The 13319-nt window shown below is 53.7% G+C and carries 12 protein-coding genes, 2 tRNA genes, 1 rRNA gene and 1 other annotated feature; of the genes, 3 read left to right on the top strand and 12 right to left on the bottom strand.

From position 1 onward, the window contains the following. Window positions 1–37: 37 nt before the first annotated feature. Window positions 38–1516 carry a ketol-acid reductoisomerase gene (gene ilvC, locus WH277_RS06865; RefSeq protein WP_133846876.1) on the bottom strand — a complete coding sequence of 493 codons (1479 nt, stop codon included), beginning with the start codon at window positions 1514–1516 and terminating at the stop codon, window positions 38–40. Between the two features lie 167 nt (window positions 1517–1683). Between ilvC and ilvY the strand changes: the two genes are divergently transcribed. Further along, window positions 1684–2565, top strand: coding sequence for an HTH-type transcriptional activator IlvY (ilvY, locus tag WH277_RS06860; protein ID WP_133846877.1), 882 nt, complete (start codon window positions 1684–1686; stop codon window positions 2563–2565). Here ilvY and ilvA read toward each other — a convergent pair. The 7 genes from ilvA to WH277_RS06825 form a co-directional block, all read right to left on the bottom strand. Continuing rightward, complete coding sequence (gene ilvA, locus WH277_RS06855; protein WP_133846878.1) at window positions 2562–4106, bottom strand: threonine ammonia-lyase, biosynthetic; 1545 nt, start codon at window positions 4104–4106, stop codon at window positions 2562–2564. The two genes, ilvY and ilvA, sit on opposite strands and share 4 nt — an antisense overlap. Window positions 4107–4111: 5 nt before the next feature. Next, the gene (gene ilvD, locus WH277_RS06850; protein ID WP_133846879.1) at window positions 4112–5962 is read right to left on the bottom strand and encodes a dihydroxy-acid dehydratase; all 1851 of its coding nucleotides are present in this window, start codon (window positions 5960–5962) and stop codon (window positions 4112–4114) included. A 65-nt stretch (window positions 5963–6027) separates the two neighbouring features. Next, a complete protein-coding gene (locus tag WH277_RS06845; RefSeq protein ID WP_133846880.1) occupies window positions 6028–6954 on the bottom strand; it encodes a branched-chain amino acid transaminase in 927 nt (308 codons plus the stop codon). A gap of 18 nt (window positions 6955–6972) precedes the next feature. After that, the gene (ilvM, locus tag WH277_RS06840) at window positions 6973–7230 is read right to left on the bottom strand and encodes an acetolactate synthase 2 small subunit (RefSeq protein WP_133846881.1); all 258 of its coding nucleotides are present in this window, start codon (window positions 7228–7230) and stop codon (window positions 6973–6975) included. Continuing rightward, entirely contained in the window at window positions 7227–8873 is a 1647-nt protein-coding gene (gene ilvG / locus WH277_RS06835) for an acetolactate synthase 2 catalytic subunit (RefSeq protein WP_159338528.1), read from the bottom strand. The genes ilvM and ilvG overlap by 4 nt, the downstream gene beginning before the upstream one ends. A gap of 140 nt (window positions 8874–9013) precedes the next feature. Beyond that, entirely contained in the window at window positions 9014–9112 is a 99-nt protein-coding gene (gene ilvL / locus WH277_RS06830) for an ilv operon leader peptide (RefSeq protein ID WP_105595116.1), read from the bottom strand. A 133-nt stretch (window positions 9113–9245) separates the two neighbouring features. Next, window positions 9246–9383, bottom strand: a complete 138-nt coding sequence (locus WH277_RS06825) for a hypothetical protein (protein WP_159338527.1) — start codon at window positions 9381–9383, stop codon at window positions 9246–9248. A 69-nt stretch (window positions 9384–9452) separates the two neighbouring features. Here WH277_RS06825 and WH277_RS06820 point away from each other — a divergent pair, with 69 nt between their 5' ends. Continuing rightward, a complete protein-coding gene (locus WH277_RS06820) occupies window positions 9453–10976 on the top strand; it encodes a YifB family Mg chelatase-like AAA ATPase (RefSeq protein WP_133846883.1) in 1524 nt (507 codons plus the stop codon). A 32-nt stretch (window positions 10977–11008) separates the two neighbouring features. On the opposite strand, the gene WH277_RS06815 is transcribed toward WH277_RS06820, so the two are convergent. Continuing rightward, complete coding sequence (locus WH277_RS06815; protein ID WP_062749119.1) at window positions 11009–11347, bottom strand: DUF413 domain-containing protein; 339 nt, start codon at window positions 11345–11347, stop codon at window positions 11009–11011. Window positions 11348–11468: 121 nt separating this feature from the next. Between WH277_RS06815 and hdfR the strand changes: the two genes are divergently transcribed. Beyond that, window positions 11469–12296 carry an HTH-type transcriptional regulator HdfR gene (gene hdfR / locus WH277_RS06810; RefSeq protein ID WP_133846884.1) on the top strand — a complete coding sequence of 276 codons (828 nt, stop codon included), beginning with the start codon at window positions 11469–11471 and terminating at the stop codon, window positions 12294–12296. A gap of 132 nt (window positions 12297–12428) precedes the next feature. Here the strand turns inward: hdfR and WH277_RS06805 are convergent. The 3 genes from WH277_RS06805 to rrf all read right to left on the bottom strand — a co-directional run bounded on the left by WH277_RS06805 (window position 12429) and on the right by rrf (window position 12838). Further along, window positions 12429–12504, bottom strand: a tRNA-Trp gene (locus WH277_RS06805). A gap of 54 nt (window positions 12505–12558) precedes the next feature. Beyond that, a tRNA-Asp gene (locus tag WH277_RS06800) sits at window positions 12559–12635 on the bottom strand. A gap of 87 nt (window positions 12636–12722) precedes the next feature. Next, window positions 12723–12838, bottom strand: a 5S ribosomal RNA gene (gene rrf / locus WH277_RS06795). A gap of 206 nt (window positions 12839–13044) precedes the next feature. After that, window positions 13045–13319: a sequence feature (most likely nonfunctional fraction of RNA operon), on the bottom strand.

Raw genomic sequence — 13319 nt, 5'->3', positions numbered from 1 at the left:
CAGATCGTCGATCCGCCCCTGGAGGTACTGCGCGTCATTAACCTGCGACAGCGATACGCTTCATATCGGTCATGTAGCCACGCAGTTTACGGCCTACCGTTTCGATGTCGTGGTTGCGGATGGCTTCGTTCACATCACGCAGCTGCGCATTATCAACGGTGGTCGCAGTGTTCACTGCTTTACCCAGATCGCCTGCCTGCAGAGTGGTCATGAACTCTTTCAGCAGCGGTACTGCTGCGTAAGAGAACAGGTAGTTACCGTATTCTGCAGTATCAGAGATAACCACGTTCATTTCATACAGACGCTTACGTGCGATGGTGTTCGCAATCAGCGGCAGCTCGTGCAGTGATTCGTAGTAAGCAGACTCTTCGATGATGCCAGCAGCCACCATGGTTTCGAATGCCAGCTCAACGCCCGCTTTCACCATGGCAATCATCACAACGCCCTGGTCGAAGTAATCCTGCTCGGCAATTTTACCTTCAAACTGTGCAGCAGTTTCGAAGGCGGTTTTACCGGTCTCTTCACGCCAGCCCAGCAGATTCTTGTCGTCGTTCGCCCAGTCAGCCATCATGCCGGAAGAGAACTCACCGGAGATGATGTCATCCATGTGCTTCTGGAACAGCGGCGCCATGATGGTTTTCAGCTGCTCAGACAGTGCGAAAGCACGCAGTTTAGCCGGGTTAGACAGGCGATCCATCATCAGAGTGATACCACCCTGCTTCAGCGCTTCGGTGATGGTTTCCCAGCCGAACTGAATCAGTTTTTCTGCATAAGGTGCATCGGTACCTTCAGCAACCAGTTTATCGAAGCACAGCAGTGAACCGGCCTGCAACATACCACACAGGATAGTCTGCTCACCCATCAGGTCAGATTTCACTTCCGCAACAAAGGAAGACTCCAGCACACCTGCACGGTGTCCACCGGTCGCAGCTGCCCAGGCTTTAGCAATCGCCATGCCTTCGCCTTTCGGGTCATTTTCCGGGTGAACCGCGATCAGCGTCGGTACGCCAAAACCACGTTTGTACTCTTCACGGACTTCAGTACCCGGACATTTCGGCGCTACCATCACAACGGTGATGTCTTTACGTACCTGCTCACCCACTTCAACGATGTTGAAGCCATGAGAGTAGCCCAGTGCAGCACCGTCTTTCATCAGCGGCTGAACAGCCTGAACAACAGAAGTGTGCTGTTTGTCCGGCGTCAGGTTAACCACCAGGTCTGCCTGCGGGATCAGTTCTTCGTAAGTACCCACTTTGAAGCCGTTTTCGGTCGCTTTACGCCATGAAGCACGTTTCTCAGCAATCGCTTCAGCACGCAGAGCATAGGCAATATCCAGGCCAGAGTCGCGCATGTTCAAACCCTGGTTCAGGCCCTGAGCACCACAACCAACGATGACGACTTTTTTGCCTTTCAGGTAGCTGGCTTCATCAGCGAATTCTTCGCGAGCCATAAAGCGGCATTTACCTAATTGCGCCAGCTGGTTGCGCAGGTTCAAAGTGTTGAAATAGTTAGCCATGGGGTACTCCGTATGAGGTTGTGTTCGCATTATTGTTTGTTGTCGGGGTAGGTTATTTCCTTACCCTCAATAGACCTTATCATATGACAGGAAATGCGTTGCTGAAATTGATATATTAACAACGTGACATTGCATATTTTGCAACATAAGAATGAGGCCTGACTCTGATGGATTTGCGTGACCTGAAATTGTTTCTACATCTGGCTGAAAGCCGCCATTTCGGGCGCAGTGCGCGGGCGATGCATGTCAGTCCTTCCACGCTCTCACGCCAAATCCAGCGATTGGAAGAAGACCTTGGCCAGACGTTATTCTTGCGTGATAACCGCACTGTCACCCTGACCGATGCCGGAGAGCGCCTGCGTCAGTTTGCCCAGCAGACGCTGCTACAGTACCAGCAGATGCGGCACGCGATGGGCCAGAACGGCCCGTCACTCAGCGGTGAGATGAAAATGTTCTGCTCGGTGACGGCCGCTTACAGCCATCTGCCACCCATTCTCGATCGCTTTCGTGCCGAGCATCCGCTGGTCGAAATCAAACTCACCACGGGCGATGCTGCCGACGCGGTGGAAAAAGTGCAGTCTAACGAAGTGGATATTGCCATCGCCGGACGGCCGGAAACGCTGCCCACCAGCATCGGTTTTACCCCGCTGGGGTTAATCCCGCTGGTGTTAATCGCCCCGGCACTGCCCTGTCCGGTACGGGCTCAGGCGACGCAACCGCAACCCGACTGGGCGCAAATTCCGTTTATTCTCCCCGCTCAGGGCCCTTCGCGGCGGCGTATTGATCTCTGGTTCCGTCATCGTCATATCGCCAATCCTCAGATTTATGCGACGGTGTCCGGTCATGAAGCGATTGTGTCAATGGTCGCGCTGGGCTGTGGTATTGCCCTGCTGCCGGATGTGGTGCTGGAAAACAGCCCGGAACCGATACGCAATCGTATTCTGGAACTGGAAGATGTGGAGATGGTGGCGCCGTTTGAGTTAGGCGTTTGCGTACAAAAAAAGCGGCTCAGTGAGCCGCTTATTGATGCTTTCTGGAAATTGCTTTAACCGGCCAGGAAGAAACGGAAAGCCGGGTTATGCGTTTCGTCGTGGAAGTCATAACCCAGTGCCGCCAGATGCTCTTCAAACTTCGGTTCACTGTCGCTCAGTTCAAACGCCGCCAGCACGCGGCCATAGTCCGTGCCGTGGCTGCGATAATGGAACAGCGAGATATTCCAGTGGGTACCCAGTGTTTGCAGGAAACGAAGCAGCGCACCGGGTGCCTCCGGGAATTCAAAGCTGAACAGCTTTTCACGTAATGGCTTTGACGGACGCCCGCCCACCATATAACGCACATGCAGCTTCGCCATTTCGTCATCGGAGAGATCCACCACCTTGTAACCCCCTTCTGACAACAGCGTCAGAATCTCCTCACGCTCGGATAATCCGCGCGTCAGTCGTACACCGACGAAAATACAGGCATCGTCTGCGTTGGCGTAACGGTAGTTGAATTCGGTGACCGAGCGGCCACCCAGCAGCTGACAGAAACGCAGGAAACTGCCCTGTTGCTCTGGGATCGTCACCGCCAGCAGTGCTTCGCGTTGTTCCCCCAGTTCACAGCGCTCTGATACATAACGCAAACCGTGGAAATTAACGTTTGCACCGGACAGCACATGCGCCAGGCGTTCACCCTGGATCTGGTGCTGCTGGATGTACTTCTTCATGCCGGCCAGCGCCAGCGCGCCCGAAGGCTCCGCCACCGCACGCACATCGTCAAACAGGTCTTTCATCGCGGCACAGATCGCATCACTGTCGACGGTAATGATGTCGTCAAGATACTCCTGGCAAAGACGGAAGGTTTCGCTGCCGATCCGCTTCACCGCCACCCCTTCGGCAAACAGCCCGACGCGTGGCAGATCGACCGGATGCCCGGCATCCAGCGCGGCTTTCAGACAGGCTGAATCGGCCGCTTCCACCGCAATCACTTTGATCTGCGGCATCAGTTGTTTGATCAACACCGCAACACCTGCCGCCAGCCCGCCGCCGCCCACCGGCACGAACACACGATCCAGATGCGCATCTTGTTGCAGCAGTTCCATCGCCAGCGTGCCTTGCCCGGCGATCACCATCGGATGGTCGAACGGTGGCACGAAGGTGTAACCCTGCTGCTCAGACAGCTCAATGGCTTTGGCTTTGGCCTCGTCAAAGTTGGCCCCAAACAGATAAACCTCACCGCCAAACGCCCGCACAGCATCCACTTTGATATCGGCCGTTGCCACTGGCATCACAATCAGAGACTTAATCCCCAGCTTGCTGGATGACAGCGCCACACCCTGCGCGTGGTTGCCGGCAGATGCTGTAATCACACCACAGGCTTTCTGCTCTGCGTTCAGCCCGGCGATCATCGCATAGGCGCCGCGCAGCTTGAAACTGTGGACCGGCTGGCGATCTTCGCGTTTCACCAGAATCGTATTACCGAGACGCGCGGAGATCTTTTCCATCTTCTGCAACGGGGTCACCTGTGCAGCTTCGTACACCGGCGCACGCAGCACGGCCCGCAGATACTCTGCGCCCGTGGGCTGGTCGGATAGCGGTTGAGATTCAGCCATGTTGGTTAGCCTCCCAGCTTACTCTTGTCACGGACGGCACCTTTATCGGCGCTGGTTGCCAGAGTGGCATAAGCGCGCAGCGCGAAGGAAACCTGACGCTCACGGCCGTGTGGCGTATAGGCCTGATCGCCACGTGCATCCTCTTCCAGACGACGGGCAGCCAGTTCATTCTCTGGTACCGCCAGTTGGATGCCACGATTCGGGATATCAATGTCGATGATATCGCCATCTTTGACCAGCGCGATGGTCCCGCCGCTGGCCGCTTCCGGTGAGGCATGACCGATTGAGAGACCGGAGGTACCGCCAGAGAAACGCCCATCGGTGATCAACGCACAGGCTTTACCGAGACCCATGGATTTCAGATAGGTGGTTGGGTAGAGCATTTCCTGCATACCCGGCCCCCCTTTTGGTCCTTCGTAGCGGATCACCACAACGTCACCAGCAACCACTTTGCCGCCAAGAATGGCAGAAACAGCATCATCCTGGCTTTCATACACTTTTGCCGGACCACTGAACACCAGGCTGCCTTCATCCACACCGGCTGTTTTCACAATACAGCCGTTTTCAGCAATGTTGCCATACAGTACGGCCAGACCACCGTCCTGACTGAAGGCGAACTCGCGTGAACGAATACAGCCTTCCTGGCGATCGTCATCTAACGTGTCCCAGCGAGTGTCCTGCGAGAACGCCTGCGTGGTACGAATACCTGCCGGGCCAGCGCGGAACATCTTTTTCACGGCTTCATCTTTGGTCAGCATGATGTCGTACTGATCCAGCGTTTCACGCAGGCTCAGTCCGAGGATATTACGTACGCTGTTGTCCAGCAATCCGGCACGGTCCAGTTCACCAAGGATGCCCAGTACGCCACCGGCACGGTGCACGTCTTCCATATGGTATTTTTGGGTACTTGGTGCCACTTTGCACAGGTGTGGAACCAGGCGGGACAGACGGTCGATGTCAGAGATATCGAAATCGATTTCGCCTTCCTGTGCGGCAGCCAGCAGATGCAGAACGGTGTTGGTTGAGCCGCCCATAGCAATATCCAGCGTGATGGCGTTTTCGAACGCCGCTTTGCTGGCAATACTGCGTGGCAGTGCGGTTTCATCATCCTGCTCGTAGTAACGCTTGGTCAGCGCAACGATACGGCGGCCCGCATTCAGGAACAGCTCTTTACGGTCAGCGTGCGTTGCCAGTAGCGAGCCGTTGCCCGGCTGTGACAGACCCAGCGCTTCGGTCAGGCAGTTCATCGAGTTGGCGGTGAACATACCGGAACAGGAACCGCAGGTCGGACAGGCAGAACGTTCAATCTGGTCGCTCTCCGCATCGCTGACGTTCGGGTTAGCGCCCTGAATCATCGCATCGACGAGATCGAGTTTAATAATTTTGTCGGACAGTTTGGTCTTACCGGCTTCCATCGGACCGCCGGAGACGAAGATCACCGGAATGTTCAGGCGCAGTGACGCCATCAACATTCCCGGGGTGATTTTGTCACAGTTGGAAATACAGACCATGGCGTCAGCGCAGTGCGCATTGACCATGTACTCCACGGAGTCCGCAATCAACTCACGTGACGGCAGAGAATAGAGCATCCCGCCGTGGCCCATGGCGATACCATCATCCACCGCAATGGTATTGAACTCTTTCGCCACGCCGCCAGAAGCTTCGATCTCTTCAGCAACCAGTTTTCCCAAATCGCGCAGATGAACGTGACCCGGCACGAACTGCGTGAAGGAGTTAACCACCGCAATGATCGGCTTACCGAAATCATCATCGGTCATTCCTGTGGCGCGCCACAGGGCACGGGCACCGGCCATATTACGGCCGTGGGTGGTGGTGGCAGAACGATACTTAGGCATGCTCTTTACTCCAGAAATCAGATAGTGCGCGGGCATCAAATGATGCCCGCGAAAAGTATTTTTTGTTATGGGTTAACCGGATCCAACCAGCCCCATTTGTCTTCCGTTTCGCCAGTGAACAGACCAAAGAATGCAGACTGAATACGCTCGGTCACCGGACCACGCTTGCCTTCGCCAACCTGAATACCGTCGACGCTGCGTACCGGGGTGATTTCCGCTGCGGTGCCTGACATGAACACTTCGTCAGCCAGATACAGAGATTCACGAGACAGCACCTGCTCACGGACTTCAATACCCATATCCTGCGCCAGTTTGATGATGGCGTCACGAGTAATCCCTGGCAGAGCGGAAGAGGTGAACGGCGGCGTGAACAGGATTCCGTCTTTGACTTCAAACAGGTTCTCACCTGCACCTTCAGAGATGTAGCCCTGAGTATCCAGCGCGATACCTTCCTGGTAACCGTGGCGGCGTGCTTCGCTACCGACCAGCAGAGAAGAAAGGTAGTTACCACCGGCTTTCGCTGCGGTTGGCAGCGTGTTAGGCGCGACACGGTTCCATGAAGACACCATGGCATCAATACCCTGCTCCAGCGCTTCAGCACCCAGATAGGCGCCCCATGGGAAGGCCGCGATGATCACATCCGTTTCGTAGCCGTCCGGCGGGTTAACACCCAGACCAACGTCACCCACGAAGACTAATGGACGAATATAGGCGCTTTTAAGGTTGTTCTTGCGCAGTGTGGCGCGGCAGGCTTCCATCAACTCATCAACACTCAGGCTGACCGGGAAACGGTAGATTTTTGCAGAATCGCGCAGGCGCTGCATATGTTCACGATGGCGGAAGACTACTGGTCCTTTATGCGAGTCATAGCAACGTACGCCTTCAAACACTGAAGTGCCGTAGTGCAGTGCATGGGACATCACGCTGACCTTTGCGTCTTCCCATTTTACCATCTCGCCGTTGAACCAGATAAAGTCTGCTTTCTTCGTCATTCTTGTTTCCTTGCGCGCTTATGCGCGGATTTGTTGTGTTGTTTGTTGTTGGATCTGAACGCATGCAACGTCCATCAATTTACTTAACTGCGTTGACAGTAAATCGACAGAGCGCTGGCTGGCAACGGTCATCTCAATATTAATATTGTCAGTATTGACCAGCGACGCCATGTTCATTGAGCACACCTGGAAGCCACGGTGGCGAACGACGCGCAAAATGCGTTCCAGTATTTCCGGGCGAAAGCGTGCTTCTATAGACAATTGATGCTGTTTCATGAAGTCTTCTCCATCATATTTTCGTTGCTGGCGCCCGGTGGTACCAGAGGCCAAACGTTCTCATGCTCATCAATCGCGACGTGGAGCATGTATGGCCCTTCACTGTGCAGCAAAGCGTCTAATGCGGCGTCGACCTGATCTTTACGGGTAATGCGCTGGCCAGGAATGCCAAATGCACTGGCCAGGATGAGAAAATCGGGGTTATCTGAAAGATTCGTTTCGCTGTAACGCTCTTCGAAGAACAACTGCTGCCACTGGCGTACCATCCCCAGGCGTTGGTTATCCATCAAAACGATTTTTACCGGCAGCTGTTTACGCTTAACGGTGCCCAGCTCCTGGACATTCATCATAAAGGAGCCATCTCCCGAGACGCAGATGACGGTGTCATCTGGACGGGCAACCTGCGCACCCACGGCTGCGGGCAGGCCGAAGCCCATCGTGCCCAGACCGCTGGAGGTGATGAAATTCTCCGGACGGTTAAAACTCATATGCTGTGCAGCCCACATCTGGTGCTGGCCCACATCGGTAGTCACTACCGCACTTTGCGGTTTACGATCTGATAACTGTTTTAAAAACAGCGGAGCAAAAATCGCCTCGCCGGGATGATCATAGCGCCAGCCATGATCGGCTTTCAGCGCTTTCACTTCATCACGCCATGCGCTGATGGATACTGGCTGATACAAATCAGGCAACAGCTTATTAAGATCGCCCTGTAAGCCAACATGTGCACGGCGCAGTTTATGCAGCTCGGCAGGGTCAATATCCAGATGGATCACACTGGCATGCGGCGCGAAGGTGTCGAGTTTTCCGGTGACGCGGTCATCAAAGCGCGCCCCGACAGCGATCAGCAGGTCACACTGCTGCACAGCCAGGTTGGCCGCTTTGGTACCGTGCATGCCCAGCATACCCAGGTAGCATTCGTCATCAGCATCCGGTGTGCCCAGACCTTTCAACGTTGCGACAGTGGGAATTCCCGTTTCTTTCGCAAAAGCACGCAACGCATGTACAGCATCAGCCATACCCACGCCACCGCCCACATACAGAATCGGCTTCTTCGCCAGCGCCAGCAGATTACGCGCCTGCTGTAATTCCGCGTGAGGATGTGCCATTTCCTGTTCAACTGGCAGCAGATGGGCGGCCAGATCGCCGCTCGCTAACTGGATATCCTTAGGAATATCAACCAGTACTGGGCCAGGCCGACCTGATTTCGCAATGGCAAAAGCTTCGGCCATCACCACCGGCAGTTCATCAAGGGATTCAACGAGGAAGCTGTGTTTGGTGCAGGCCAGCGACAGGCCGAGAACATCAATTTCCTGGAAAGCATCCGTCCCCATCACGGCAGAAGAGACCTGCCCGGTAATGGCGACGATAGGAACAGAGTCCAGCATGGCATCTGCCAGCCCGGTGATCAGATTGGTGGCACCCGGCCCGGAAGTGGCGATACAGACGCCGACTTTACCGGTTGCACGAGCAAAGCCGATAGCGGCCATCGCTGCACCCTGCTCGTGGCGGCACAGTAGGTGTTCGACACCGCCGTCATAGAGCGCGTCATAGACCGGCATGATTGCACCACCCGGGTAGCCGAAAACTGTTTCGACTCCCTGTGCACGCAAAGCTTGAACCACCCACTGAGCACCATTCATAGTTATTCCCCCGCCTCTCGCTGGGAACAACAGCATTTTATGCTACTGTTCATATTCTGTTCCTCTGTCGTTGATACCTTGCCAAAAAAAAACCCCCGGACCTTTCGGTGCGGGGGTTCTTTCGAAATCAGGCTTGATTTTTAAGCCTTTCTTTCTCCGAGCGTAGCCCCGCACGGCGTTATAATAATCACGACGACGCTAATGACGACTAGGCTAATGACTCGTAGAAGGGCTTTCATTTGAATTCTTTTAGTTCGCTTGTTCGAAGTAATGCCTACAGAGTTATCACAGTTATCAGCATTAATTCAACTTTTTTCATCACTTTATTTTATGACCGCTGACGCAAATCCAGAAAAAACTATTGTTATTCAGTTAATAAGGAAAAATTGAATTTTTTTCATCACTCACGGCGCGTGACTGCTTTATTTCCACATAGTGAAAATGTTCGGGGCAGATCGCACGAAGATGTCTTCCGCAGTCGAGCTGATGAAATTCATTACGGCGCAGCATACAAATTCCTGATGTCATCCTCGTCAGAGGCAAATCGACAGTGCACAGTAGCGAATACAAGGAGTGTCTATGTCGCTATCTGTTGCCAATACCCGTGCCGCATTGGGCATTCAGGCGCCGCTGGTGTCTGTTGAAGTTCACCTGAGTAATGGCCTGCCCGCTTTGTCACTGGTCGGTCTGCCCGAAACGACAGTTAAAGAAGCCCGGGACCGGGTGCGCAGCGCCATCATCAACAGCGGTTTCACCTTTCCGGCAAAACGCATTACCGTCAACCTTGCCCCCGCCGATCTCCCGAAAGAAGGCGGCAGGTATGACTTGCCTATCGCTATAGCCATCCTGGCAGCTTCAGAGCAGATTCCTGCGGCGAAACTTGCCGGGTATGAGTTCCTCGGTGAGTTAGCCCTCAACGGCGCGCTACGTGGCGTACAGGGCTCAATTCCTGCAGCCGTTGCGGCACTCAATGCAGGAAGGCAACTCATCCTCTCAGCGGATAACCAAAATGATGTTGGCCTTATCCAGCACGGGAAAAGTTTAATCGCCAGCCATCTTCTTGAGGTCTGTGCTTTCCTGCATGGCAGAACGCAGCTTGAAGAAGCCCAGAGCAACGACCTGGTCTGCCTGCCGCACGTTACAGGGGATTTAAACGAGATTATCGGCCAGCAGCAGGCCAAGCGCGCACTGGAGGTAACAGCAGCCGGTGGGCACAACCTGCTCTTAATTGGCCCACCCGGCACGGGGAAGACGATGCTCGCCTCACGGTTGAACGGTCTGATGCCGCCTCTAAGCGATCGTGAGGCCCTGGAGAGTGCCAGCGTAGCCAGTCTGCTAGGCAGTGGCGATCTGCACCGTCAGTGGCGCCAGAGGCCATTCCGTTCCCCTCATCACAGTTCATCTCTGTATGCTCTTGTCGGCGGTGGTTCACTGCCTAAGCCCGGTGAGATTTCCCTTGCCCACAACGGCATACTGTTTCTTGATGAGCTTCCGGAGTTTGAACGCCGCGCATTGGATGCACTGCGTGAACCGCTTGAATCAGGGGAGATCAGTATTTCGCGGGCACGTGCCAAAATCACCTATCCGGCACGCTTTCAGCTGATCGCCGCAATGAACCCCAGCCCAACCGGGCATTATAGCGGCCCACATAATCGAAGTTCACCCCAGCAGACATTACGTTATCTCAGCCGTCTGTCTGGCCCTTTTCTCGATCGTTTTGATCTCTCTCTTGAAGTGCCGTTACTACCACCAGGGATGTTGAGTACACAACAGGGTAATGGAGAGTCCAGTCAGCAAGTGCGTGAACGTGTGCTGGCCGCACGGGAACGCCAGATCAATCGCTGCGGCAAAGTGAATGCGGTAATGAACAACAACGATATCAAGGCATGCTGTACACTTACGCCTGAGGATGCTCAATGGCTGGAGCAAGTGCTGAACCAACTGGGGCTGTCAGTGCGGGCATGGCAACGTTTGCTGAAGGTGGCACGTACGATTGCCGATCTGGCAGGGGAGAACGAGGTTAGCAGGGAGCATTTAACGGAAGCCGTTAGTTACCGAGGGATCGACCGCCTGCTGATTCATCTGCATAACAGCCTGCAGTAGGGAAATGAAAAAGGGGCCGAAGCCCCTTTTTCTTAATCGTCACTATCCGTGTAGTCTTCAACGCCTTCCATCTGCGGTTTACCGCCGGACAGGGTATGGAAACGTTTAGGACGTTTAATTCGGGTCATATATTTTGACCAGACTTTTTCTGCCTCGGTTTGCGGCTCACGCACGCCCCGGCACACCTCAATGAACAGACGCTCTTCTTCCGTACCTGGCTCACGTTTTGCCAGGTCCAGTTCGTTGAAAGCGTAACCATAACGCTCAAGAAGTTGGGCTTCTTTGATGGTGAAATCACCGTGACGGGAGAACCCGCGAGGGTAATGTTTGTTATCAAAAAAACGATTCGTTGTTGCGAAGCTTTCCGCCATTTTACACGCTCCTAACTCATTTATGGCCGTGCTATTTATGGCGCGGAGTATTAGATAGGCTTGACAGAGTGTAAAACAAAACATTTAAATCATAACGACAAATGTTTTTTAGGAGATGGATGTGGATACGGAATTACTGAAAACCTTTCTTGAAGTGAGCAGAACTCGCCACTTTGGACGTGCCGCAGAAGCACTCTATCTCACGCAATCTGCTGTAAGTTTTCGCATCAGACAGCTTGAAAATCAGCTGGGAGTGAACCTTTTTACCCGCCATCGTAATAACATCAGACTGACGTCTGCAGGGGAGCGTTTGCTGCCCTATGCAGAGAGCCTGATGAGCACATGGCTGATGGCTAAGAAAGAGGTAGCGCACACTCAGCAACATCACGAGCTGTCGATCGGGGCCAGTGCTTCTCTGTGGGAGGCTTATCTGACACCCTGGCTGCAAACGCTGTATGAGAACCGTGAGAGCTTACATCTGGAAGCGCGTGTTGCGCAGCGTCATTTGCTGGTTAAACAGCTACATGAGAGACAACTTGACCTGCTTATTACGACCGAAGCCCCCAAAATGGATGAGCTGACCAGTCAGCAAATTGGCCATATTTCACTGACTCTTTTCCGGTCAAAAAAATCCGAGAAAAAGGAGAAATATGATTACATTAAGTTGGAATGGGGTGCTGATTTTCATCAACATGAAAGTTATCTTGCCGGCGCTGATGATGTTCCGGTACTAACAACAACCTCAGCACATTTGGCCAGGCAACTGCTGCATACCACTGGGGCCTGTGCATTTTTACCGGATGTGTGGGGGAAAGAGTACAGCGATCTGCTAGTCATCCCTGATACCGCTGTCGCATCCAGACCGCTGTATGCGGTATGGCTACAAAACAGCGATCAGCAGGCATATATCCGACAACTCATTAAGTCTCCGGTCAATATAAGAGCATAAAGCGTATAAATAACCATCGAATCGGACCAGCTTGCTGGTCCTTTTTTATGCTTTTAAGATGATTACAGGGGTAACATGGCAGGAATTTTAGACAAAAAAAATCCTTTGCCGAAGCAAAGGATTGTTTTTATTTGGCAGGGGCGGAGAGATTCGAACTCGCGACACCCGGTTTTGGAGACCGGTGCTCTACCAACTGAGCTACGCCCCTAAATTATGCTTAACATTATGCCTGCTAAATTTAGCAGGCATAATTTTTAATAATTGGCGGAACGGACGGGGCTCGAACCCGCGACCCCCTGCGTGACAGGCAGGTATTCTAACCAACTGAACTACCGCTCCACCGGTCCTTACACTCACATCAGAAAACGTCTGATACAAGTTTGTTCCTGTTATTTTCCTTGTCAGGGGAAAAGGAACTAATTTGATGCCTGGCAGTTCCCTACTCTCGCATGGGGAGACCCCACACTACCATCGGCGCTACGGCGTTTCACTTCTGAGTTCGGCATGGGGTCAGGTGGGACCACCGCGCTAAAGCCGCCAGGCAAATTCTTTGTGCTCTGTCCTGTGTCTTTTGTGCTCTGACTGCGTTGCCTGCGCTCGTAAGCTCAGTCACATACTTATCTATGCTCCTTCCCTCACTTCACTGGCCGCCTTGTCACAGCGCAAAATCCTTCGGACTTAATTCCGGTAACAAGCTGAAAATCTCTTTTGCGTCTCTCGAACGCCACCAGAACGCTTCTGGCGTTGTAAGGTTAAGCCTCACGGGTCATTAGTACCGGTTAGCTCAACGCATCGCTGCGCTTACACACCCGGCCTATCAACGTCGTAGTCTTCAACGTCCCTTCAGGGGTCCCATCGGCGCTACGGCGTTTCACTTCTGAGTTCGGCATGGGGTCAGGTGGGACCACCGCGCTAAAGCCGCCAGGCAAATTCTTTGTGCTCTGTCCTGTGTCTTTTGTGCTCTGACTGCGTTGCCTGCGCTCGTAAGCTCAGTCACATACTTATCTATGCTCCTTCCCTCAC

The sequence above is a fragment of the Erwinia sp. MYb416 genome, from assembly GCF_037479575.1.
GTDB lineage: Bacteria > Pseudomonadota > Gammaproteobacteria > Enterobacterales > Enterobacteriaceae > Erwinia > Erwinia rhapontici.
Note: the sequence above shows the minus strand (reverse complement) of the source record. Positions and strands in the feature narration are given on the sequence as shown.